Below are 23,460 nucleotides of genomic sequence, written 5' to 3'. Positions count from 1 at the left end.
GGGCCGTACCAACGCCTGGTACAAGCACGTAACAGCGTGCGTGGAGGGACCGTTGACGGGGGAGAAAGGCACCCGGAGAGTGGTAAGCGCGTATGAGTGCCTACGGATCATGCGCGAATACGAGGAACGATCACAAGGCGGACACACCCGTCGGGGATCGGGGGGTCCTGATGAACGCGCGGGACGACGGCGGCCGTAGCGGTCCGGTCGATGTGCTGCTGGGCTCGATCGCCGCCGTGAGCTGGGCGCTGGTCGGGATGGCGGCGGTGGCGGCGCTCGGTCTGCGGCTGCTGGACGCCGACACGGCGGGCTCGTTGGGGCCGATGACCGCGGCGGTGGTGGTGCTGGGGGCGGGGGGATCGGTCACGCCTTCCGGCGATGTGTCCGCCCTCGGCATGGACGGTGCGGAGGTGCGGACCGCTGTCGACTTCACGCCACTGGGCGTGGGACTCACGGGGGCGCTGATCCTCGCGTTCCTCTTTCTGCGGTCGCTGCGGCGCGCGGGCGCGTATGTCTCCGTCGCCGAACTCGCCCTGCGTGCGGGGACGGTGGCGGCGCTCTTCGTCGGTCTGGTCGGCGGGCTCGCGTGGGCCGGGCGTGATGTCGTCACGATCGACGGGAGCGGGCTGGGGCTCGACCGGATGCCGGGCGGGGGCGGCTCCGGAGCGGGCGGTGACGGCTCCGGGATCGAGGTGCCGGGACTCGGCGAAGTACCGGGACTGGGCGACCTCGGCGATCTCGGTGATCTGGGCGACATCCCGGGCATCGGGGGGCTGTTGCCCGACCGGCTCGGTGATCTGGTGAACGTCCGGGCGACGGTGGGATTCCGGGTGGACACCGCCGAGTCGCTGGCCGGCGCCCTGCTGTGGGTGCTCGGCGTCCTGGCCGTGGCCCTGCTCGTCTCCGGCCGTACGCCGCTGCCGCGCGGCTGGGAGCGGGCGCACCGGATCGTACGGCCGGCGGCCTCCGCCCTGGTCACCGTGGTGCTGATGGCGGTGGTCGCGGGACTCGCGGCGGCCGGGTTCGCGGCGATCGGCGACGCCCATCCCCGGCGTATCGCGGGCGCGGCCCTGCTCGGCGCGCCGAACGGTGTCTGGCTCGGTGTTCCGCTCGGGCTGTTCGTGCCCTGGGACGGCAGCGCGTCGGGCCCCTTGGCCGCCCTGCTCCCCGACCCGCTGGACAGGCTGCTGCGGCCGTCGGGCGGTGAGCCGCTGACGGTCGGCGGGCTCGCGGAGCTGGACGGACGGATCTGGCTGCTGGTGGCGGCCGTCGCCGTGATGATGCTGTACGCGGGGGTGCTGACGGCGGTCCGTACGATCCGGGCCGACGAGAGCGCGGCCCACCAGAACCCGGCCTACCGGAGCCCGGCCCACGGGAGTGCCGCCCACCGGAGCCCCGCCCACCGGGGCGCGGCCCATCGGAGCGCGGCCCACCAGAACCCGGCCTACCGGAGTCCCACCCACCGGAGCGCGGCCCACCGGGGCGTGGCCGCCCTCGCCGGGCGGTGTGCCCTGACGCTCGGCATCGTCACCGCGCTCACTCTCCCGGCCCTGGTGTGGCTCACGGATGTCTCGGCCGACATGTCGCTGTCCGTGTTCGGGATCCCCGCGTTCGACGCGGGCCTCGAACTGCGCGGCAGAGCCGGTACGGCCCTGCTGCTCGGCGCGGTCTGGGGCGCGGGTGCGGGCGGTGCGGGGGCACTGCTCGCGTACGCGGTACGGAAGAAGGGACGGGGTACGGGAGCGGCGGAGCCGGAGCACCGACGGGCGCCCGGGACGGAAGTCCTGCCGCTGCCCGAGCCGGGGTTTCCGCCGATGCCCGAGGAGGCACCCGCGGCAGGCCCCGGGAAACGTACCGGTCCTGACCCGGGACAGGCGGCAGGACCGTACACCCCGTCCGTGCCCTACCGGCCCGCCGACCCCGGTACCAACCCCTATCTGCGCCTTCCCGAGGGCGGGAGCGGACCGCCTCCCCCGGGGTCGCAGCGGGACGGCCGCTGACCGAGACTGGAACCGCTGTCCGGTACGCGGGACGGCCGGCCACAGCTCCTGACTCGCCCGATACGGTGGAACCACCATGAGCGCATCGCAGCCCCCTCGGACCGCCGACGTCCCCACTCTTCTCGTCAAGATCTTCGGGAAGGACCGTCCCGGGATCACCGCCGGGCTCTTCGACACCCTCGCCGCCTACTCCGTCGACGTGATCGACATCGAGCAGGTCGTCACCCGTGGCCGTATCGTCCTCTGCGCGCTGATCACCGCCCCGGCCTCCGGCGCCGAGGGCGCGCTGCGGGCGACCGTGCACACCTGGACGGAATCGCTCAAACTCCAGGCGGAGATCATCTCCGGCATCGGCGACAACCGGCCGCGCGGCAGCGGCCGTTCTCATGTCACCGTGCTCGGCAACCCGCTGACCGCCGAGTCGACGGCGGCCATAGCGGCCTGTATCACCGCCACCGGCGGCAATATCGACCGGATCTTCCGGCTGGCGAAATACCCCGTCACCGCCGTGGAGTTCGCGGTGTCGGGGGTGGAGACCGAGCCGCTGCGCACCGCGCTGGCCACCGAGGGCGCGGAGATCGGGGTGGATGTCGCGGTCGTCTCGGCCGGACTGCACCGCCGGGCCCAGCGGCTGGTGGTCATGGACGTGGACTCGACCCTGATCCAGGACGAGGTCATCGAACTCTTCGCGGCCCACGCGGGCTGTGAGGCCGAGGTCGCCGAGGTGACCTCCAGGGCCATGCGCGGGGAGCTGGACTTCGAGCAGTCCCTGCACGCGCGGGTGGCGCTGCTCGCCGGGCTCGACGAGTCGGTCGTGGAGAAGGTGCGGGCCGAGATACGGCTCACCCCCGGCGCGCGCACCCTGATCCGTACGCTCAAGCGGCTGGGCTATCAAGTGGGGGTGGTCTCGGGCGGATTCACCCAGGTCACCGATGCCCTTCAGGAGCAGCTCGGGCTGGACTTCGCCGCCGCCAACACCCTGGAGATCGTGAACGGCAAGCTCACCGGACGCGTGGTGGGCGAGATCGTGGACCGCGCGGGCAAGGCCCGGCTGCTGCGCAGATTCGCGGACGAGGCGGGGGTCCCGCTGGCACAGACCGTCGCGATCGGCGACGGTGCCAACGATCTCGACATGCTGAACGCGGCGGGGCTGGGGGTCGCCTTCAACGCCAAGCCCGTGGTCCGTAAGGCGGCCCACACGGCGGTGAACGTACCGTTCCTGGACACCGTGCTGTATCTGCTCGGCATCACCCGTGAAGAGGTGGAGACCGCGGACGGCGGGGACGGGCACTGACAGGGGACGGACACCGGCATACGCGGGAGGGCCCCGGCGCGGACTCCGCGCCGGGGCCCTCCCGTGTCCTGGGCGGACCTCCCCGTGTCCTGGGCGGATCAGTCATGTCCGGGACGGATCAGTCGCGCATGCCGGGACGGATCAGTCGCGCGGGGTCCAGAAGTCGACGAGCCTGCCCACTCCGTGCTCCACCGACTTCCAGCTTCCGTCGAAAGCGATCACGGCGAGCGAGGCGGTCGGGAATCCCGTGCGGGTCATCCTGGCGATGGTGTCGCCGTCCGCCTCGCCGGAGAGGGCGTCGGCGAGCGCGTGCATACCGGGGTTGTGACCGACCAGCAGCAGATCGCGCACATCGTCGGAGGTCTCGTTGACCAGGGCGAAGAGATCGCCCAGGGTGGCGTCGTAGAGCCGGTCCTCATAGACGGTCCTGGGGCGTACGGGCAGCTCGTGCACCGCCAGCTTCCAGGTCTCACGTGTCCTGGCGGCCGTCGAGCAGAGAGCCAGATCGGCGACGAGCCCGCTGTCGGCGAGCCTGCGGCCGGCGATGGGGGCGTCCGACCGGCCGCGATCGGCGAGCGGCCGCTCGTGGTCGGGCACGTCCGGCCAGTCGGCCTTCGCATGCCGGAGGAGGACGATCCTGCGAGGTGTATCGACGCTCATGCATCCCAGCTTCGCATGAAATGCGCCAGCGGGCAGAGGGTGTTGACGGGCTGCCCCGGCACGGGTGAACGGTGCCGGCGACTGCTCGCCGTTACCCCACCAGGGTCTGATGGATCTGCTCCAGGATGCGGCCGACCCCGGGGTCGCTCGCCGCGGCACGGGCCTGGCCGGAGCCCGTCATCAGCAGTAGCAGCGCGGCGAAGGCGACGGCGGGCAGGGCGACGGACCACCACGGCAGCCGGATCTCGATGCTGTCGGAGGCGGCGCGAGGGTGGGACCGTGGGTGGGTCGGGACCGGCATGGCCGCCTCCGTGGGTCTGCGGTTTCTGTTACCCCAGAACCTACGGATCATGAGCCCCCGGGCACATCCGGTGACCCACCCAGTAGACCCTGACCCTGGCCCCCTAGGGGACGGTGGTGCTAGCCCCACCTTTCCGCGAGGGCGCGGCTCTCCCCAGGCAGTGTCACGGCGACCCGGGCGGCCTTACGGCGACGCGATCGACGCGATGATGCCGATCAGCACCAGGATGCCGATGATCGTGCCGAAGACGAGGAGCAGCTTCCGCTGCCCGTTCTGGGGGTTCGGGTCAAGGACTGGCATACGTTCAGTCTCGCATCCGCGCCTCGTCCTCGATCGTCCGGTCCTGTCCCGCGATCACCCCCGCCACCATCTGCGGCACCAGGAACCCCGCCATCAGCGCGATCGGCAGCCCCCAGCCGCCCGTGTGCTGGTACAGCACGCCCACCAGCAGCGGGCCCGGGATCGAGATCAGATAGCCGGTGCTCTGGGCGAACGCGGAGAGCCGTACGACCCCCGCGCCGGACCTCGACCGCATACCGATCATGGTGAGGGCGAGCGGGAACGAGCAGTTCGAGATGCCCAGCAGCACCGCCCAGAGCCAGGCGCCCCCGGCGGGCGCGAAGTACAGGCCCGAGAAGGCGGTCAGTCCGCAGACGCCCAGACCGACGACGATCGGGCCCTGGTTCCTCATCCGCGCGGCCAAGCCCGGGATCACAAAGGCCAGGGGCACCCCCATCACCATGGTCACGGCGAGCAGGAGCCCGGCCGTGCCCGCCGGGACCCCCGCGTCGCGGAAGACCTGGGGCATCCAGCCCATGGTGATGTACGCGCCGGTGGCCTGGAGGCCGAAGAAACAGGCGAGCGCCCAGGCGGTACGGCTGCGCCCGAGCCGGAGGCCGGGGGCCTGTCCCGTCGCCGGTCCGTGGGCGGCCGGAGCCCCGGTCGGACGGCTCCCGGCCGGAGCCCCGCCGGACGGCTCCCGGCCGGACAGCTCACGGCCGGACGGCTTCCGGCCGGACGGCTTCCGGCCGGACGGCGGCGCCGCGCCGCGGTCGCGTACCAGGCCGAGCCAGGGCAGTACGGCGACCGCGGCGAGCACGGCCCAGATACCGAGCCCCGTACGCCAACTGCCGCCCAGCGCCTCGGTCATGGGGACGGTCGCGGCGGCGGCGACGGCCGTGCCGAACGCCAGCGCCATCGAGTACAGCCCGGTCATCGTGCCGACCCGGTCGGGGAAGTACCGCTTGACGATCACCGGCATCAGCACATTGCTGACGGCGATACCCATGAGCGCGAACGCGCTCGCCGCGAGGAAGGCGGGCGTACCGCCCGCGAACGGACGGATCAGCAGTCCCGCCGTGATGGCCACCATGCCGGCGCAGACGATGGCACCGGCGCCGTAGCGCCGGGCGAGACGTGGCGCGGTGAAGCCGAAGACCGCGAAGCAGAGGGGCGGTACGGAGGTGAGCACACCGGCGACGCTGCCGCTCATGTGCAGCCCGTCCCGTGCCTCTTCGAGCAGCGCGCCGAGGCTGGTGATGGCGGGGCGGAGATTGAGGGCGGCGAGGACGATCCCGATGACGAGAAGCCGGGTGTACCGGAGCGCCGCCCCCGGTGCGGGAGAATCGCCGGACGCGGACGCGGATACGGGCACGGATCCTGGCGCGGACCCGGCTTCCGGCGCGGACGCGGCGGTGGACGCGGCCGGCCGGGTCAGGGTCCGGGTCTCCACGGGTATCTGCGGCTGCGGTTCGTCGGGCATGGGGTCATCATAGAATCATGGGATGATTGACTGTCCAGCCGCCCGACTCCCCTCTTCTGCCGTTCCACAAGACTTGGAGCATCATGGCGCTGACCTCTCCCCGGCGTTCCGCGCTCTCCGATCAGGTGATCACCGAGCTGCGGAGCCAGATCACCTCGGGCGAATGGCCGGTGGGCTCCCGTATCCCCACCGAGCCCGAGCTGGTCGAACAGCTCGGGGTGGCCCGTAACACCGTCCGTGAGGCGGTCCGCGCGCTCGCCCACAACGGGCTCCTGGACATCCGGCAGGGCTCGGGGACGTATGTCGTCGCGACCAGCGAGCTGGCCGGGGTGATGCACCGGCGCTTCGCCGGAGCCGACCCGCGTGATATCGCCGAGGTGCGCTCCACGCTGGAGTCCTCGGCCGCGAGGATGGCCGCGGAGCGGCGTACGGAGCGGGATCTGCGGCAGCTGGACACGCTGCTCGCCCACCGTGAGGAGGCCTGGAGCGCGGGCGACCGGGACGCGTTCGTCGCGGCCGACGCCACCCTGCACATGGCGGTCGTCTCGGCCTCGCACAACGATGTGCTGACCGCGCTCTACGCGGACCTCAACCACCTGCTGCGCGACTCGCTCCGCGACGACGTGGGGCAGGAGCTGCGCCCGGAGAACCATATGGACCACGCACGGCTGGTGGCCGCGATCCGGGCGGGCGATGTGGAGACGGCGGGCGCCGAGGCCGCCAGTTACACCCGTCACTGTCTGCACGAACGGGTCTGAGCGCCCCGGGTTTGCATACCGGCGGGTCCGGCCCAGGCCGGGTCGAGCACCCGGGTCCTGGGCGCCGTACGTACGGTCCTGGAGCGTCCGGCGGCGCTCAGGAGGCCGCGCGCTCATGGGTGATCCACACCTGGCGGATCTCCATCCAGCACCGCTCGGCGAGTTCCGCGTACCGGGCCGCGGCGATCTCCACCGCGGCGCTGTCGGCGTCGATGTCCCACCAGCGCTCGCACTCGACATGCAGCCGTACCCGGTCGGTCTCCGGATACGGGTTGTGACAGGAGGCGGTGGCGTGGGAGCCCTCGACCGTCGTACGGCAGGTGGCGCCGAAGCGCTCGGGACGGCCGTGCTCCATGCCCCCGCCCGCCGGGGCGGACAGATCGGCGACGGGCACGGGTCCGCCCCGTACTTCCGAGGAGACGGCGAAGGCGGTCGCGATCAGCAGGGCCGTGAGGAGAGTGGCGGCCGTACGGAGATACGACGGGCGCATGTGTACACCTCCTCCCCCATGGCGGCCCTCGCGGCGATCCGCGCAGCGGCCCACGAGGCCGCCGATACGGCAACCGGAATGCCCCGATGCGCTCAGTGTGGGGCCACTTGCCCCACTTTTCGAATCGAAGGGACACGGTCCGTCACTCCACCGGATCACCGCCGGATCACCGGGCCCTGGCGCCCTGACACACGGAAGCCGCGCACCGTCGGACTGGACGGTGCGCGGCTTCCGGAACGGGGGTACGCGGGGCGCTGAGGTGGTCAGGCGGTCAGGCGCCCATCATGTGCACGCCACCGTCGACATGCACGATCTCGCCGGTCGTCTTCGGGAAGAAGTCGGACAGCAGACCGACGACACCCCGGCCGGCCGGGTCCGGGTCGGACAGGTCCCAGCCGATCGGCGCGCGGTGGTTCCACACGTCCGCCAGCTCCTCGAAGCCGGGGATGGACTTGGCGGCCATGGACTTGATCGGACCGGCCGAGACCAGGTTGCAGCGGATGTTCCGCGCGCCCAGGTCACGTGCGAGATAGCGGTTGGTGGACTCCAGCGCCGCCTTGGCGACACCCATCCAGTCGTACTTGGGCCAGGCGACCTGCGCGTCGAAGGTGAGACCGACCACCGAGCCGCCGCGCTCCATCAGCGGCAGACAGGCCGTCGTGAGCGACTTCAGCGAGTACGCGGAGACGTGCACGGCGGTCGAGACGTCGTCCCAGCTTCCCTCCAGGAAGTTGAACGCGCCCTGCGGGCCGAAGGCGATCGAGTGCACGACACCGTCGAGTCCGGCACCGGCGTCGCCCTGGATCTCCCGGATCCGGCCGGCGAGCCGGTCCAGGTGCTCCTGGTCGGTGACATCCATCTCGATGACCGGGGCGGGCTTGGGCAGCCGCTTGGCGATGCGCTCGACGAGGGTGAGCCGGCCGAAGCCGGTGAGGATGACATCGGCGCCCTCCTCCTGCGCCACCTTGGCGGCGTGGAAGGCGATGGAGCCCTCGGTGAGGACACCTGTCACCAGAATGCGCTTGCCGGCGAGGATTCCACTCATGTGATCAGTGACCCATGCCCAATCCGCCGTCAACGGGAATGACGGCTCCAGTGATGTACGAGGCGTCGTCGGAGGCGAGGAACCGCACCGCGGCGGCGATCTCCTCCGGCTGCGCGTAGCGGCCGAGCGGTACCTGCGCGACGATGCCCGCGCGCTGCTCGTCCGTGAGCACCTTGGTCATGTCGGTGTCGACGAAGCCCGGTGCGACGACATTGAAGGTGATGTTCCGCGAGCCCAGTTCACGGGCGAGGGAGCGCGCGAAGCCGACGAGACCGGCCTTGGACGCGGCGTAGTTCGCCTGTCCCGCCGAGCCGAGCAGCCCGACGACCGAGGAGATCAGGACGACCCGGCCCTTCTTGGCCCGCAGCATCGCGCGGTTGGCGCGCTTGACGACACGGAAGGTGCCGGTGAGGTTGGTGTCGAGGACGGAGGTGAAGTCGTCCTCGGACATCCGCATCAGCAACTGGTCCTTGGTGACACCGGCGTTGGCCACCAGCACCTCCACGGGACCGTGCTTCTCCTCGATCTCCTTGTAGGCCTGCTCCACCTGCTCGGTGTCGGTGATGTCGCAGCGGACCGCCAGGCAGCCCAGCTCCAGCAGGGCCGCCGGCGGCTCGCCGGAGCGGTAGGTGATGGCGACCTTGTCGCCGTTTTCGGCGAAGACCCGGGCGATGGCGAGGCCGATGCCCCGGTTTCCTCCGGTGACGAGAACCGAGCGGCTCAACGGATCAGCCTTTCGTAGCGGTCTGGTACACCGAAAACCTATCGGTAGCGTCTCGTCCGCGGAGAATCGACCCCTGACAGCGCCTCGGTACAGACCCTGTTGGATTCCTACAGAAACACCCGCAGGGCCGCCGGAACACCCGCGCCGGGCGGCCGGGAACGGGCCGGACTAACCCCCGGCGATCCTTCGCACGACACGCAGCAGGTACTCCTTTCGGTGGAGTGGATCGTGATCCGTGCGGGGCCGGGACGGGATGGCGCCGGTGACCGGGCGGTAGCGGTCGAAGGCGGATTCCAGTACGCCCTCGCCCCGGGTCAGGGTCGGCAGCCGCTGTTCCAGTTCATGTACCTGGGCCGCCGGGATCTCACCCTCCAGAACGTATGCGTCACCCCGCGTGGACGGTGTCCGGGGTACGGCGCGCAGCCGGGCGAGAACGGGCAGGAGCGCTCCGTACACATCCGCCGGGAGTTCGAGGCGGAAGCGGTGCATCGGCTCGTGCACCGCGGTGCCGGCCTGCTGGAGCGCGCTCATCAGGACCAATGGCGTGAGATTGCGGAAATCCCCCGCGGTGCTCGACATGCTCTTGTCGAAGACACCGTGGGAATGGCTCTGCCGCGCCGCGTAGCCGGAGTGGGTGAGGGTGACCGTACAGTCGGGAATCCGCCATCCGTGAATGCCCTGGAACAGGCTCTCCTTCACCGTTTCCTCGACCGCTTTCATGAACGCGAAGGGCATGGAACCGAGTTCGACCTCCAGCCGGAATTCCACGCCCGAATCGACCGGCGCCGGATCGACGCGCAGCCCGACCGTGGCGAGAAAGGGATTGTGGTCCTTTCCCATGATCTCGAAGGCCGCGCCGGATCCGGTCAGCCGTTCCACACAGATGGTGGTCGTCTCCCGGAAGGTGACCTCGACGCCGAAGTCATTCGCCAATGTCGCCTGGATGACCTCTTTCTGCACCTCTCCGTAGAGCGATACGGAGATCTCCTGGCGGAGTTCGTCCTGCCGGAGATCGATCAGCGGATCCTGTTCGACGAGTTGGGCGAGTGCCGCGTGCAGCGCGCCCCGGTCCGCCGGGCGGCAGGGGACGACGACCGTCTCCAGCGTCGGCGGGGCGAAGTGCTCCGGGGAGACGCGCGAGTGCTCGGCCCCGTCCGGGGAAACACCCGTACGCGCGGTGACGCCGGTGACGCCGGTGCCGCCGACGGTGTCGCCGATCCGGACACCGCCGAGCCCCCGGAGGACGGCGATCCGCCCGGCCTCGACCGACTCGCGGGGGACGGCCGACCCCTGGTCGAACACGCTGATCGCGGTGACCTTCCCCGCGCCGTCCCGGCCGAACGTCAGCCGGTCCCGGGTCCGTACGGTCCCCGAGAGCATCCGGACGTACGCGACCTTCTCCCCCGCCGGACCACGGTCGATCTTGAAGACCGTGCCGAGGACGGCGCCCTCGGCGTCGCGCTCGGAGGCGGGCAGCAGCTCCTTGACCCCAGTGATCAGCGCGTCCACGCCCGCGCCCGTGATGGCCGAGCCGAAGTACACCGGATGGACCGCCGCCCGCCGGGTCTGCGCGGCGAGCTCACGGTGGAGCAGGCCGTAGGGAAGAACCGCCGCGTCGTCCAGATACGCGGCCATGAGGGCGTCGTCATGATCCGCGAGCGTCTCCGCGAGCCCGCTGACGAAGGCGGTCTCCGTCCCGTCGTACGGGGCGAAACCGGCGCCGCGCGTGCCGAGACCGTACGCCGCTCCCATCGGAACGACCGCCGGGCTCAGCCGCTCGGCCACGCTCCGGAGCACGCGTTCGCCGTGCGCGCCACGGCGGTCGATCTTGTTCACGAAAACAATCGTGGGAATACGGAGCCGCCGCAGCGTCCGCATCAGTACACGGGTCTGCGCCTGCACCCCTTCGACGGCGGAGATCACCAGGACCGCGCCGTCGAGCACGCCCAGGGAACGCTCCACCTCGGCGATGAAATCGGGGTGTCCCGGTGTATCGATCAGATTGACGGTGATGTCGTCGATCACGAACGACACGACGGCCGACTTGATCGTGATCCCGCGCTGCCGTTCCAGCGCGAGGGAATCGGTCCTGGTACTCCCGTCATCGACGCTGCCGATCTCGTCGATGACCCCGGCGGTGTGGAGCAGCCGCTCGGTCAGGCTCGTCTTACCGGCGTCGACATGCGCCAGGATTCCAAGGTTCAGCGTTCGCACGAAGTGTCAGGTCCTCTGTGTGGACGGCAATTTCCCGCTGGCTGGACACAGACGTTCCTCGCACGACGAACTCCTTGATCGATCCGATGTCGCGGGCGAGTACAGCAGAGCTCCCCGCCGGTCGCAACCGATTTGTCCGGCACACGGCGGCGCCCCGCGCCCGCATGATTCACTGCGGACACATGACACACAGCTGTGAGAAGGGGAGGCCGACGTGCCCCATGAGGTAGATCAGTCGTTCCTGGCACTGCCGCTGCGGGCGCTCGCCGACGCCGCGCTCGCACGGGCGCGGGCGCTCGGCGCCGAGCACGCGGACTTCCGGTTCGAGCGGGTGCGCGGCGCGTCGTGGCGGCTGCGGGACGGCAAGCCCGCCGGGTCGTCGGACACCACGGATCTCGGGTACGCGGTCCGGGTCGTGCACGGGGGTGCCTGGGGTTTCGCGTCCGGCGTCGATCTGTCCATGGACGCGGCGGCGCGGGTGGCGGGGCAGGCCGTGGCGATGGCGAGGCTCTCCGCGAAGGTGATCGCGGCGGCCGGTTCGGACGAGCGTGTCGAGCTCGCCGAGGAGCCGGTGCACTCGGAGAAGACCTGGGTGTCGTCGTACGAGATCGATCCGTTCGACGTGCCCGACGAGGAGAAGAGCGGGCTGCTCGCGGAGTGGAGCGCGCGGCTGCTGCGCGCGGAGGGCGTCGCGCATGTGGACGCGTCGCTGCTCACCGTCCACGAGAACAAGTTCTACGCGGACACCGCCGGTACGGTCACCACCCAGCAGCGGGTCAGACTGCATCCGCAGCTCACCGCCACCGCGGTCGACGCCGGCAGCGGTGAGTTCGACTCGATGCGCACGATCGCGCCGCCGGCCGGGCGGGGCTGGGAGTATCTGACCGGGACCGGCTGGGACTGGGACGCGGAGTTGGAGCGTATCCCCGTGCTGCTCGCCGAGAAGATGCGGGCGCCGAGCGTCGAGGCGGGCACGTACGACCTGGTCGTCGATCCGTCCAATCTCTGGCTGACCATCCACGAGTCGATCGGCCACGCCACGGAGCTGGACCGGGCGCTGGGGTACGAGGCGGCGTACGCCGGGACCTCGTTCGCGACGTTCGACCAGCTCGGGAAGTTGGCGTACGGCTCCTCGGTGATGAATGTGACGGGCGACAGGACCGCCGAGCACGGTCTGGCGACCATCGGCTACGACGACGAGGGCGTCGAGGCGCAGTCGTGGGACCTGGTCAAGGACGGCACGCTCGTCGGCTACCAGCTCGACCGCAGGATCGCGAAGCTCACCGGTCTGGGCCGCTCCAACGGCTGCGCCTACGCGGACTCACCGGGGCATGTGCCCGTACAGCGTATGGCGAATGTGTCGCTGCGGCCGGATCCCGGCGGGCTGAGCACGGAGGACCTGATCGGCGGGGTGGAGCGCGGGATCTATGTGGTCGGCGACCGGTCGTGGTCGATCGATATGCAGCGCTACAACTTCCAGTTCACCGGGCAGCGGTTCTTCCGTATCGAGAACGGCGAACTGACCGGTCAGCTCCGCGATGTCGCCTACCAGGCGACGACGACGGACTTCTGGGGCTCGATGGAGGCGGTCGGCGGACCGCAGACCTATGTCCTGGGCGGCGCCTTCAACTGCGGCAAGGCCCAGCCGGGCCAGGTGGCGGCGGTCTCCCACGGCTGCCCCTCCGCCCTCTTCCGCGGCGTCAACATCCTCAACACGACTCAGGAGGCCGGACGATGAGCACCAGCCGTATCAGCAAGCCGCACGAAATCGTCGAGCGCGCTCTCGAACTCTCCACCGCCGACGGCTGTGTGGTCATCGCCGACGAACAGTCCTCCGCCAATCTGCGCTGGGCCGGCAACGCGCTGACGACCAACGGTGTCACCCGGGGCAGGACCCTGACCGTCATCGCCACCGTCGACGGCGCGCGGGGCACCGCGTCCGGTGTGGTCTCGCGCGCCGCCGTCACCGCCGATGAACTGGAGCCGCTGGTACGGGCCGCCGAGGCCGCCGCGCGCGGGGCCGGTCCCGCCGAGGACGCCCAGCCGCTGGTCGGCCCGGAGCAGGCTGGTCCGCCGTCCGGGGACTTCACGGACGCGCCCGCAGAGACGACCTCCGCCGTCTTCGCGGACTTCGCGCCGGCGCTCGGCGAGTCCTTCGCCCGTGCCCGCGCCGGCGGCCGTGAGCTGTACGGTTTCGCCAACCACGAGCTGACCTCGACCTATCTCGGTACGTCGACGGGCGTACGGCTCCGCCACGACCAGCCCAACGGCACGCTGGAGCTCAACGCCAAGTCCCCCGACCGCACCCGCTCGGCCTGGGCGGGCCGGGCCACCCGCGACTTCAAGGACGTGGACCCGGCGCTCCTCGACACCGAGCTGGCCCAGCGGCTGGCCTGGGCGGAACGCCGGATCGATCTGCCCGCCGGGCGGTACGAGACGCTGCTGCCGTCGACCGCCGTGGCCGATCTGCTGATCTACCAGCTCTGGTCCTCGACCGCCCGCGACGCCACGGAGGGCCGTACGGTCTTCTCCCGCCCCGGCGGCGGCACCCGCCTCGGCGAGAAGCTCTCGGAGCTGCCGCTCACGCTCCGTACCGATCCGAACGAGCCGGGTCTGGAGTCCGCGCCGTTCGTGATCGCGCACTCCTCGGGCGACGACGCCTCCGTGTTCGACAACGGTCTGCCGCTGCCGGCCACGGACTGGGTACGGGAGGGCGAGCTCTCCCGGCTGATCACCACCCGGCACACCGCCGCGCTGACCGGGCTCCCGGTCGCGTCGGGCACCGGGAATCTGATGCTGGAGGGCGGCGGCGACCGGTCGCTGGAGGAGATGGTCTCGGCCACCGCGCGCGGGCTGCTGCTGACCTGCCTCTGGTACATCCGGGAGGTCGATCCGGCGACCCTGCTGCTCACCGGGCTGACCAGGGACGGGGTGTATCTGGTCGAGAACGGCGAGGTCGTCGGTGAGGTGAACAACTTCCGGTTCAACGAGTCGCCCGTCGATCTGCTCTCCCGCGCCACCGAGGCCGGGCGTACGGAGAAGACGCTGCCGCGTGAGTGGGGCGACTGGTTCACCCGGGCGGCGATGCCCCCGCTGCGTATCCCCGACTTCAATATGAGCTCGGTCAGCCGGGGTGTGTAGCCGGAGCGGATCGCGCGCTCGGGCCCCGCACGACGCCCATAGACTGGTGCTCACCCATGTGACCATCCGAGGAGAGACACGACCGTGACGGATATCGTCGACGAGCTGAAGTGGCGCGGGCTGTTCGCCCTGTCCACGGACGAGAACGCTTTGCGCAAGGCTCTCGCGGACGGTCCCGTGACGTTCTATTGCGGCTTCGATCCCACCGCGCCCAGTCTGCACGTGGGACATCTCGTACAGGTGCTGACCGTACGCCGGCTCCAGCTGGCCGGACACCGGCCGCTGGCCCTGGTGGGCGGCGCCACCGGCCAGATCGGTGACCCCAGGCCGACCGCCGAGCGGACGCTGAACGACCCGGAGACGGTCGCGGGCTGGGTGCGGCGGCTGCGGGCCCAGATCGAGCCGTTCCTCTCCTTCGAGGGCCCGAACGCCGCGACCGTGGTCAACAATCTGGACTGGACCGCGGGTCTGTCCGCGATCGAGTTCCTGCGGGACGTCGGCAAGCACTTCCGGGTGAACAAGATGCTCACCAAGGAGTCCATCGCCCGCAGGCTGGAGTCGGACGAGGGCATCAGCTACACCGAGTTCAGCTACCAGTTGCTCCAGAGCATGGACTTCCTGGAGCTGTACCGGCGGTACGGCTGTGTCCTCCAGCAGGGCGGCAGCGACCAGTGGGGCAATCTCACCGCCGGTCTCGATCTGATCCACCGGCTGGAGCCGGGGACCACCGTGCACGCGCTGGCCACCCCGCTGATGACCAAGGCGGACGGGACCAAGTTCGGCAAGACGGAGGGCGGGGCCGTCTGGCTCGACCCGGAGATGACCACGCCGTACGCCTTCTACCAGTTCTGGCTGAACGTGGACGACCGCGACATCTCCGCGTACAGCCGCATCCTCAGCTTCCGCGGCCGCGAGGAGCTGGAGGAGCTGGAGCGGAGCACCGAGGAGCGTCCGCAGGCCCGTGCGGCCCAGCGGGCGCTGGCGGAGGAGCTGACGACGCTCGTCCATGGCGCGGAGCAGTGCGCGGCGGTCGTCGCGGCCTCCCGGGCGCTGTTCGGGCAGGGGGAGCTGGCGGAGCTGGACGAGGCGACGCTGAGCGCGGCGCTCTCCGAGGTGCCGCGCGCCGAGGTCACCGAGCTGGGCCCGGTGGTGGATCTCCTCGCCGAGACCGGTCTCGCGCCGAGCAAGTCGGCGGCGCGGCGCACGGTCAAGGAGGGCGGGGCCTATGTGAACAACGCCAAGGTCACCGACGCGGACTCCGTACCGGGCCGCGAGGAGCTGCTGCACGGCCGCTGGCTGGTGCTGCGCCGGGGCAAGAAGAATCTGGCGGCGGTCGAGGTCACGGCCGGCTGACCGTTGTCAGGCTGATCCTTGCGGTCCGGGTGGTCCTCGGAGCCGGGGGCGGTCCTTGCAGACCGTGGTGGTCCGCGGGGCGCGCGAGACATCGTGTGCCCCCGGGCCGCCCGTCCACACACTTCACACGCTCTGCACACTTCACGCGCCTCACAGCCGGACACGTCTCACGGCTGCACACGTCTCATAGCTGCACACGTCTCATAGCTGCACACACCTCATAGCTGACACGTCTCACATGCGCTGTCTGGCACCGCTGGCCCGTCTCCCCCGGATCCTGTTCCAGAGCAGGTCGACCACGAAGACCACCAGAATCGCGCCGATGAGCTGGAGCACATGGCGCGTCCAGTCGATGCCCCTGGTGTGGGCGACGCCCAGCCAGCCCGCGGCCCCGTTGCCCAGCATGCCGCCGAGGATGCCGCACAGGACGGTCAGCCAGAGGGGGATGTGCTGTTTGCCCGGGAGGACCGCCCTGGCGACAAGGCCCAGCACCAGCCCCACAATGATCGCCCACAACCAGCTCATCGTCGCCTCCCGGAGTGGTGCGCTCGCGCTCCGCGCATGTGCGGCCAGTCTGTGCCGGTCGCTCATACGGCGCATGTCGGACGGCTCCGTACGTGGCGCGATGAGAACGATCGGTCAGGATGGAGGGTGACCCGCTCTCGTGGCGGCAGGAGTCCGGGCGTACCGTGGTTTGCGATGGGCCCGGGGGAATCCGGCACAGAATCGGGTGATGGAACGTGATGCGGAAGCGGAGCGGCACCGAGGTCTTCCGGATCACGGGGGCCCGGCAGGGACTCGCCGACGATGTGCGCGGCCGGCAGCGCCGCTATGTGATCTCGATGTCCGTACGGACCCTCGCGGTGGTCGCCACCGTGGCCTTGTGGAATGTGGAACGGCCGGTGGCGATCGTGACCCTTGTCGTCGGCACACTGCTGCCGTATGTCGCCGTGGTGATCGCCAACGCGGGCCGGGAGAACGCTCCTTCGCTGCCCACGACCTTTGTGACGGCGCCCGTGGCTCCGATGATCGCGCCGCCCCCGGGACCTGTTGTGGCGGAATCCGGAGCCGAGACGAAGGGCCGCGAAACGCGGGAGAACTGATCTCCGGCGGTCCGCGAAGCTCAAGGAAAGCTCAGATCAATCGTGAAGTTCCGGTGCACGGCACCCCATTGCCCGTGACATACTTTGTACGCGCTCCGCATCCCCCGTCGGAGCGACGGACCGACGCCGGGCAGCTCCCCCCGTGGCTGCTCGGCGTCGCCATTTCGGGTTATCGGATGGGGTCCGGGGCTTGTCCTAGGGTGGCCGGGTGAACTTCCCCGACAATTCCCATTCCGAGGCCGCGCCGATCTGCTCCGCGAAGGGCTGCCGTAAACCCGCCGTCTGGGTCCTCGCCTGGAACAACCCCAAGCTGCATACGCCGGAGCGGCGCAAGACCTGGCTGGCGTGCGACGAGCACCGTGAGCATCTCTCCTCGTTCCTCGGTATGCGCGGCTTTCTCAAGGACGTGGTCGAACTGGCCGAATGGGAGCGCCGGTCCGCCACCGATCACTGACACCAGCCACCGATCGCGGACATCGGTCACCCGACCTCCGGCATCAGCCTCCGATCGCGGACATCGGGCGGTCCGGCTGGAGGAACGAGGGATCGTCCAGCCCGGAACCGGCCTTCTTGCCCCACATCGCCAGCTTCCAGATCGTGGCGATCTCCTCGTCGGGCGCACCGGAGCGCAGCGCGCCCCGCAGATCCGTCTCCTCCCGGGCGAACAGACAGGTGCGCACCTGTCCGTCGGCGGTCAGCCGGGTGCGGTCGCAGGCATGGCAGAACGGGCGCGTGACGGAGGCGATCACCCCGACGCGGTGCGGTCCGCCGTCCACGATCCAGCGCTCGGCGGGCGCCGAGCCCCGGGCGCTCTCGCCCTCGGGGATGAGCACGAAGCGGGTACGCAGCGACTCCAGGATCTCACCGGCCGTGATCATGCCGTCGCGCTTCCAGCCGTGCTGGGCGTCGAGCGGCATCTGCTCGATGAAGCGCAGCTCATAGCCCTGCTCGATGGCCCAGGCGAGCAGCTCGGGCGCCTCGTCGCCATTGAGGCCCGGCATCAGCACGGCGTTGATCTTGACGGGGGTGAGCCCGGCCTCATGGGCGGCGCGCAGCCCGCTGATCACATCCGCGTGCCGGTCACGCCGGGTGAGGGCCTGGAAGACGGCGGGCCGCAGGGTGTCGAGTGAGACATTGACCCGGTCGAGGCCGGCGGCCCTGAGCGCGGCGGCGGTGCGCCGGAGCCCGAGGCCATTGGTGGTCACCGACATCCTGGGGCGTGGCTCCAGCGCGGCACACCGCTCGACGATCCCGACGAGACCGGGTCTGATCAGCGGCTCGCCGCCGGTGAAGCGGACCTCGGTGATACCCAGGCGGGTGACGGCGATATGGACCAGACGGACGATTTCGTCGTCGCTGAGCAGCTCGGACTTGCCGAGCCACTGGAGCCCTTCCTCCGGCATGCAGTAGGTGCACCGCAGATTGCACCGGTCCGTGAGTGAGACGCGCAGGTCAGTGGCCAGACGGCCATAAGTGTCTATGAGCACTCCGGGCCCCCTCCCTGTGATCGGATCCGACACCGTCGAGACTACGTCAGCCCACTGACAACGCCAGAGGGACATTTAGGGCGGGGAGCGGCGTGGCCGCGTCGCGGGTCTCCACGACGCGGCCACGGAAGGCGCCCGGAAGGGGCACGGAAGGGGCACGGAAGGGGCACGGAAGGGGGTCCGTACCCGGAAGGGTGCTGCCCGTACGGCTTTTTCCGATGAGTCTTCCCGTACGGCTCAGTGGGCTCCGGTGCCGGTCAGGGACTTGACCTCCAGCTCGGCGTACTTGCCCTTGTCCGGCTGCTCCTTGGACAGCACGGTGCCCAGCCAGCCGAGCAGGAAGCCCAGCGGGATGGAGATCAGACCCGGGTTCTCCAGCGGGAAGAAATGGAAGTCGACGTCGGGGAACATCGAGGTGGGCTTCCCCGAGACGACCGGGGAGAACAGCACCAGCAGCACCGAGGAGGCCAGACCGCCGTAGATCGACCACAGGGCGCCCTGGGTGGTGAACCGCTTCCAGAACAGGCTGTAGAGGATGGTCGGCAGATTGGCCGAGGCGGCGACGGCGAAGGCGAGCGCGACCAGACCGGCCACGTTCAGATCGCGGGCGAGCGCCCCGAGCCCGATGGAGACGACGCCGATGGCGACGGTCGCCCAGCGGGCCGCGCGGACCTCCTCCTTCTCGGTCGCCTGGCCCTTGCGGATGACATTGGCGTAGATGTCGTGCGCGAAGGACGACGAGGACGCGAGCGTCAGTCCCGCGACCACCGCGAGGATCGTGGCGAAGGCGACCGCCGAGATCACGGCGAGCAGAATCGCTCCTCCGGTGGAACCGGCACCGCCGCCGATTTCCAGGGCGGCCAGCGGAGCCGCCGTGTTGCCCGCCTTGTTGGAGGCGATGATGTCATCGGGCTTGAGCAGCGCGGCGGCGCCGAAGCCGAGCACGATCGTCATCAGATAGAACGCGCCGATGATGCCGATGGCCCAGATCACCGACTTGCGGGCGGCCTTGGCGGTGGGCACGGTGTAGAAGCGGATCAGGATGTGCGGCAGTCCCGCCGTACCGAGCACCAGCGCGATGCCGAGCGAGATGAAGTCCAGCTTCGAGGTCGCGGTGGCCCCGTACTTGAGACCGGGCTCCAGGAAGGACGTCCCCTTGCCGCTGTTGCTCGCCGCCGTGCCCAGCAGGTCCGAGAGGTTGAAGTTGAACTTCAGCAGGATGAGGAAGGTGATGAGCAGGGTGCCCGCGATGAGGAGCACGGCCTTGACCATCTGCACCCAGGTGGTGCCCTTCATACCGCCGATGGTGACGTACACGATCATCAGCAGACCGACCAGCGCGACGATGGCGATCTTCCCGGCGTCACTGGTGATGCCGAGCAGCAGCGAGACCAGCACACCCGCGCCGGCCATCTGCGCGAGGAGGTAGAAGATCGAGACGACGATGGTGGAGGTGCCCGCCGCGGTACGGACCGGGCGCTGGCGCATCCGGTACGCGAGGACGTCACCCATGGTGTACCGGCCGGAGTTGCGCAGCGGTTCGGCGACGAGCAGCAGTGCCACCAGCCAGGCGACCAGGAAGCCGATGGAGTAGAGGAAGCCGTCGTAGCCGAAGAGGGCGATGGCGCCGGCGATCCCGAGGAAGGACGCGGCGGACATGTAGTCGCCGGAGACGGCGAGTCCGTTCTGGAAGCCGGAGAACTGGCGTCCGCCCGCGTAGAAGTCGGACGCGTTCTTGGTCTGCCGGCCGGCCCAGACGGTGATGACCAGGGTCGCGACGACGAAGAGTCCGAAGAGTGTGATGATCAGCGGCCGGTGCTCGCTGGCGTCCGAGGCGGCGGCGAGCTGGAGCGGCGCCGACTGGCCGACGAGCTGGATCGAGTGGCTCACGCGTCCGCCTCCATACGGGACTTGATGACATCCGCCTTCGGGTCGAGCTTGCGGGCGGCGTGCCGCGCGTAGTACCAGGCGATGAGGAACGTGGTGGCGAACTGCGCCAGACCGAGGACGAGTGCGACATTGATGTTGCCGAAGACCTTGGTGCCCATGAAGCCGCCCGCGTAGTTGGACAGCAGGACGTACAGCAGGTACCAGGCGATGAAGGCGACGGTCAGCGGGAAGGCGAAGGAGCGGTAGGTACGGCGCAGTTCGCCGAATTCCGCGCTCTCCTGCACCTCGACGAACTGGGCCGTCGTGGGCTGGACGGTCGTGGGCCGGTCCGGTGTGGACGGGGCTGGGCTGGTGTCCGTACCGCCCTCGGGCGGCGGTGCATCGGTAGCCACGGAATCTCCTCGTGACGCGGGTGCGGTGTGGTTGGCCATGGGGACCTCTCAGGGACGGGATGGTGCTCGTCCCCCTGACAACGGCACGGGAGGCATGGCGAAGCGGTTCAACACCGGTCTTTTTCTTCCGGAAATGATTCAAGAAGTGATTGAAGAGCAGCGATGATCAGCGATAACTTCGCTCGTCATGTACCCGTTCACGCGCAGCCTGCGCGGGGGCGGTCTCACGGATGATGTGGAGAACCCATGGCTCATCTGGGATCCAGACGGCAGCGCGCACTCGCGCTGCCCGTAGGTCTGGCGCTCACCGTCACGCTCGGTTTCCTGCCCGCCGCGACGGCTACGGCCGCACCGGCAGGCGGCGGCACCGACGCGGTCGCCACGGACGGCCCGAAGCTGTCGTACGTCGTCAACACCCGCGGTGGACACTCCACCGTCAAGTCGGTCAAGAAGGCGATCGACCGGGCCGGCGGCACTGTGGTCACCAGCTATGACCAGATAGGTGTCATCGTCGTCACCTCGCAGAACCCCGGCTTCGCCACGGCCGTACGCAAGGTCAGGGGCGTCGAGTCGGCCGGTGCCACCCGCACCGCGCCGCTGCCCGCGCAGTCCACGACGGACGTCGGTACGCCGCGTGCGCTCACCGCCGAGGAGGTCGCCGTCGCGACCGGTGCGGCGAAGAAGGCGAACGCGTCGAAGGGCGGCGGCACCGCCCTCCCCCAGGACCCGCTGGAGCCGTTGCAGTGGGACCTGCCCGCCATCAAGGCGGACAAGGCGCATGAGAAGACCCTCGGCAGCAGGAACGTCACTGTCGCCGTCATCGACACCGGTGTCGATGACACGCACCCGGACATCGCGCCCAACTTCGACCGCGCGGCGTCGGTCAACTGTGTGACGGGCAAGCCCGACACGACGGACGGCGCCTGGCGTCCGAACGCCGGGGAGAGCCCGCACGGCACGCATGTCGCGGGTGAGATAGCCGGAGCCAAGAACGGCGTGGGCATCACCGGTGTCGCGCCGGGTGTGAAGGTGTCCGGTATCAAGGTCTCCACCCCGGCCGGCCTCTTCTACACCGAGGCCGTCGTCTGCGGCTTCATCTGGGCCGCCGAGCACGGTGTCGATGTGACGAACAACAGCTACTACACCGACCCGTGGTACTTCAACTGCAAGACCGACCCGGACCAGAAGGCCCTGGTCGAGGCGATCACCCGCGCCACGCGGTACGCCGAGAGCAAGGGCACGGTCAATGTGGCCGCGGCGGGCAACGAGAACTACGACCTCTCGTCCGACGAGATCCTCGACCCGACCAGCCCGGACGACGGCACCCCCGTCGACCGGGTCATCGACCCCTCGGTGTGCCTGGACATCCCGACCCAGCTGCCGGGCGTCGTCACCGTCGCCTCCACCGGCGCCAAGGGCCTGAAGTCCTCGTTCTCCAACCACGGTCTCGGCATCATCGACATCGCGGCCCCGGGCGGCGACTCCACCGTCTACCAGACGCCGGCCCCGCCGGCCACCAGCGGTCTGATCCTCGGCCCGCTGCCGGGCGGCAACTGGGGTTACATGGCCGGTACGTCGATGGCCTCCCCGCATGTCGCGGGTGTCGCGGCGCTGCTGAAGTCCACGCATCCGCACGCCTCGGCGAACGCGATCAAGGCGCTCCTGACGGCGCAGGCCGACGACGTGGCCTGCCCGACGGCGTACGACATCAACGGCGACGGCGTCGTCGACGCCGTCTGTGAGGGCGGCAAGGCCTACAACGGCTTCTACGGGGCGGGTCTGGCCGACGCCCTGGACGCGGTGCGCAGGTAGGCACCACCAGCCGGAATCAGTGCGCGGGCCGTCCTTCGGGGCGGCCCGCGTCCGTTGTACGCTCCGCCGTGCGGGCCGCGGGCGCGGCGGACACGGCGGACCCGGCCGGCACGGCCTCCTGTACGGGCTGCCAGCCGGGCCCGCGCAGCACATGGCCCGCCCGGTCACGCCAGCCGCGCGCGGCCCGCAGATCGCGAGCGAGGGCCGCGTACTCATGGGTGGCGACCCGGAGCGGGTTGTAGGTGTCGATGTTCTTGGTGAGCCCGTAGACGGGCCGCTCGGTCTCGGGCACGAACGACCCGAACAACCGGTCCCAGACGATCAGGATCCCGCCGAAGTTCCGGTCCAGATAGCCGCCTTGGGACGCGTGGTGCACCCGGTGGTGGGAGGGCGTGTTCAGCACGTACTCGAACGGCCGCGGCAGCTTGTCGATCCGCTCGGTGTGCACCCAGAACTGGTAGACGAGATTCGCGGACGAACAGAACGCGAGCGCCGCCGGATGCACACCGCACGCGATGAGCGGCAGATAGAACGGCCAGACCGTGAGCGAGGTCCAGGGCTGACGCAGCGCCGTGGTCAGATTGAACCTGCGGCTGGAGTGGTGGACCACATGGCAGGCCCACAGGATCCGGATGACGTGATGGCCGCGGTGGGACCAGTAGTAGAAGAAGTCCTGCGCGAGCAGCATCACCGGAACGGTCCACCAGAGGACGGGCACCCGGAGCGGGGTCAGGGCGTGCACGGCGGTGTAGACCGCGACGATCGGCAGCTTCCAGAGCAGATCGAAGACCAGACTGCCGAGCCCCATGGTGACGCTGGTGACGGCGTCCTTGGCCGCGTACCCCGCGGCGTCCTCGTCGGGATGGAACCGGTAACTCACCATCTCGACCACGGTGAGCAGTACGAAGGCGGGTATCGACCACAGCACGGCATCGGGCAGGTTCGACGGCATGCGAGCACGGTAGAGGCGGGCGCGGGGCGGCGCCAGATGTTGTTACCGACAAGTATGCGAGCCGTGCCGTGGGATCCTGTCA

22 protein-coding genes are annotated in these 23,460 nt (G+C 69.9%); 9 read left to right on the top strand and 13 right to left on the bottom strand.

Annotation, left to right across the window (positions count from 1 at the left end; all coding sequences use genetic code 11):
- The first annotated feature begins 170 nt into the window (after nt 1-170).
- The gene (locus tag OG214_RS29995; protein WP_405986495.1) at nt 171-2,000 is read left to right on the top strand and encodes a streptophobe family protein; all 1,830 of its coding nucleotides are present in this window, start codon (nt 171-173) and stop codon (nt 1,998-2,000) included.
- 76 nt (nt 2,001-2,076) lie between these two features.
- Nucleotides 2,077-3,294: a phosphoserine phosphatase SerB gene (gene serB, locus OG214_RS29990; protein WP_405986494.1), complete on the top strand. Its 1,218-nt coding sequence runs from the start codon at nt 2,077-2,079 to the stop codon at nt 3,292-3,294.
- A 141-nt stretch (nt 3,295-3,435) separates the two neighbouring features.
- Here serB and OG214_RS29985 read toward each other — a convergent pair whose 3' ends face one another.
- The 4 genes from OG214_RS29985 to OG214_RS29970 form a co-directional block, all read right to left on the bottom strand.
- Nucleotides 3,436-3,954: a histidine phosphatase family protein gene (locus OG214_RS29985; protein WP_363085847.1), complete on the bottom strand. Its 519-nt coding sequence runs from the start codon at nt 3,952-3,954 to the stop codon at nt 3,436-3,438.
- 91 nt (nt 3,955-4,045) lie between these two features.
- Complete coding sequence (locus OG214_RS29980; RefSeq protein WP_363085848.1) at nt 4,046-4,255, bottom strand: hypothetical protein; 210 nt, start codon at nt 4,253-4,255, stop codon at nt 4,046-4,048.
- A 183-nt stretch (nt 4,256-4,438) separates the two neighbouring features.
- Nucleotides 4,439-4,555, bottom strand: a complete 117-nt coding sequence (locus OG214_RS29975) for an SGM_5486 family transporter-associated protein (protein WP_363085849.1) — start codon at nt 4,553-4,555, stop codon at nt 4,439-4,441.
- A gap of 4 nt (nt 4,556-4,559) precedes the next feature.
- Nucleotides 4,560-6,017, bottom strand: a complete 1,458-nt coding sequence (locus OG214_RS29970) for a CynX/NimT family MFS transporter (RefSeq protein ID WP_405986493.1) — start codon at nt 6,015-6,017, stop codon at nt 4,560-4,562.
- 83 nt (nt 6,018-6,100) lie between these two features.
- Between OG214_RS29970 and OG214_RS29965 the strand changes: the two genes are divergently transcribed.
- Nucleotides 6,101-6,775: a FadR/GntR family transcriptional regulator gene (locus OG214_RS29965; protein WP_382865510.1), complete on the top strand. Its 675-nt coding sequence runs from the start codon at nt 6,101-6,103 to the stop codon at nt 6,773-6,775.
- Between the two features lie 97 nt (nt 6,776-6,872).
- Here the strand turns inward: OG214_RS29965 and OG214_RS29960 are convergent, their stop codons facing one another.
- The 4 genes from OG214_RS29960 to OG214_RS29945 form a co-directional block, all read right to left on the bottom strand.
- Entirely contained in the window at nt 6,873-7,265 is a 393-nt protein-coding gene (locus tag OG214_RS29960) for a hypothetical protein (protein ID WP_405986492.1), read from the bottom strand.
- A gap of 271 nt (nt 7,266-7,536) precedes the next feature.
- The gene (fabI, locus tag OG214_RS29955) at nt 7,537-8,310 is read right to left on the bottom strand and encodes an enoyl-ACP reductase FabI (protein ID WP_363084637.1); all 774 of its coding nucleotides are present in this window, start codon (nt 8,308-8,310) and stop codon (nt 7,537-7,539) included.
- A 4-nt stretch (nt 8,311-8,314) separates the two neighbouring features.
- The gene (gene fabG, locus OG214_RS29950; protein ID WP_363084638.1) at nt 8,315-9,034 is read right to left on the bottom strand and encodes a 3-oxoacyl-[acyl-carrier-protein] reductase; all 720 of its coding nucleotides are present in this window, start codon (nt 9,032-9,034) and stop codon (nt 8,315-8,317) included.
- Between the two features lie 168 nt (nt 9,035-9,202).
- Nucleotides 9,203-11,248 (bottom strand): GTP-binding protein, encoded by a 2,046-nt coding sequence (locus OG214_RS29945; protein ID WP_405986491.1) that lies wholly within the window; start codon nt 11,246-11,248, stop codon nt 9,203-9,205.
- Nucleotides 11,249-11,462: 214 nt separating this feature from the next.
- Between OG214_RS29945 and OG214_RS29940 the strand changes: the two genes are divergently transcribed.
- The 3 genes from OG214_RS29940 (at nt 11,463) to tyrS (ending at nt 15,742) form a co-directional block, all read left to right on the top strand.
- Nucleotides 11,463-12,986: a TldD/PmbA family protein gene (locus tag OG214_RS29940; protein ID WP_363084640.1), complete on the top strand. Its 1,524-nt coding sequence runs from the start codon at nt 11,463-11,465 to the stop codon at nt 12,984-12,986.
- The gene (locus OG214_RS29935; RefSeq protein ID WP_405986490.1) at nt 12,983-14,389 is read left to right on the top strand and encodes a metallopeptidase TldD-related protein; all 1,407 of its coding nucleotides are present in this window, start codon (nt 12,983-12,985) and stop codon (nt 14,387-14,389) included. The genes OG214_RS29940 and OG214_RS29935 overlap by 4 nt, the downstream gene beginning before the upstream one ends.
- Nucleotides 14,390-14,473: 84 nt before the next feature.
- Complete coding sequence (gene tyrS, locus OG214_RS29930) at nt 14,474-15,742, top strand: tyrosine--tRNA ligase (protein ID WP_405986489.1); 1,269 nt, start codon at nt 14,474-14,476, stop codon at nt 15,740-15,742.
- 234 nt (nt 15,743-15,976) lie between these two features.
- Here tyrS and OG214_RS29925 read toward each other — a convergent pair whose 3' ends face one another.
- Complete coding sequence (locus OG214_RS29925) at nt 15,977-16,267, bottom strand: GlsB/YeaQ/YmgE family stress response membrane protein (protein WP_405986488.1); 291 nt, start codon at nt 16,265-16,267, stop codon at nt 15,977-15,979.
- A gap of 218 nt (nt 16,268-16,485) precedes the next feature.
- On the opposite strand from OG214_RS29925, the gene OG214_RS29920 reads away from it, so the two are divergent.
- Both OG214_RS29920 and OG214_RS29915 read left to right on the top strand, forming a co-directional pair.
- Nucleotides 16,486-16,845, top strand: coding sequence for a DUF3099 domain-containing protein (locus OG214_RS29920; protein ID WP_405986487.1), 360 nt, complete (start codon nt 16,486-16,488; stop codon nt 16,843-16,845).
- Between the two features lie 208 nt (nt 16,846-17,053).
- A complete protein-coding gene (locus tag OG214_RS29915) occupies nt 17,054-17,299 on the top strand; it encodes a hypothetical protein (protein ID WP_363083419.1) in 246 nt (81 codons plus the stop codon).
- A gap of 43 nt (nt 17,300-17,342) precedes the next feature.
- On the opposite strand, the gene moaA is transcribed toward OG214_RS29915, so the two are convergent.
- From moaA to OG214_RS29900, 3 genes are all read right to left on the bottom strand, one after another.
- Nucleotides 17,343-18,332, bottom strand: a complete 990-nt coding sequence (gene moaA, locus OG214_RS29910) for a GTP 3',8-cyclase MoaA (protein ID WP_405986486.1) — start codon at nt 18,330-18,332, stop codon at nt 17,343-17,345.
- 237 nt (nt 18,333-18,569) lie between these two features.
- Nucleotides 18,570-20,222 carry a cation acetate symporter gene (locus tag OG214_RS29905; RefSeq protein WP_382865534.1) on the bottom strand — a complete coding sequence of 551 codons (1,653 nt, stop codon included), beginning with the start codon at nt 20,220-20,222 and terminating at the stop codon, nt 18,570-18,572.
- Nucleotides 20,219-20,614 carry a DUF485 domain-containing protein gene (locus tag OG214_RS29900; protein ID WP_363083417.1) on the bottom strand — a complete coding sequence of 132 codons (396 nt, stop codon included), beginning with the start codon at nt 20,612-20,614 and terminating at the stop codon, nt 20,219-20,221. The genes OG214_RS29905 and OG214_RS29900 overlap by 4 nt, the downstream gene beginning before the upstream one ends.
- A 246-nt stretch (nt 20,615-20,860) precedes the next feature.
- Here OG214_RS29900 and OG214_RS29895 point away from each other — a divergent pair, with 246 nt between their 5' ends.
- Nucleotides 20,861-22,426: a S8 family serine peptidase gene (locus OG214_RS29895; protein ID WP_363083416.1), complete on the top strand. Its 1,566-nt coding sequence runs from the start codon at nt 20,861-20,863 to the stop codon at nt 22,424-22,426.
- Nucleotides 22,427-22,442: 16 nt separating this feature from the next.
- Here the strand turns inward: OG214_RS29895 and OG214_RS29890 are convergent, their stop codons facing one another.
- Complete coding sequence (locus tag OG214_RS29890) at nt 22,443-23,378, bottom strand: sterol desaturase family protein (protein WP_405986485.1); 936 nt, start codon at nt 23,376-23,378, stop codon at nt 22,443-22,445.
- Nucleotides 23,379-23,460: the final 82 nt, after the last annotated feature.

The sequence above is a fragment of the Streptomyces sp. NBC_00872 genome (genome assembly GCF_045161915.1).
Lineage (GTDB): Bacteria > Actinomycetota > Actinomycetes > Streptomycetales > Streptomycetaceae > Streptomyces.
Note: the sequence above shows the minus strand (reverse complement) of the source record. Positions and strands in the feature narration are given on the sequence as shown.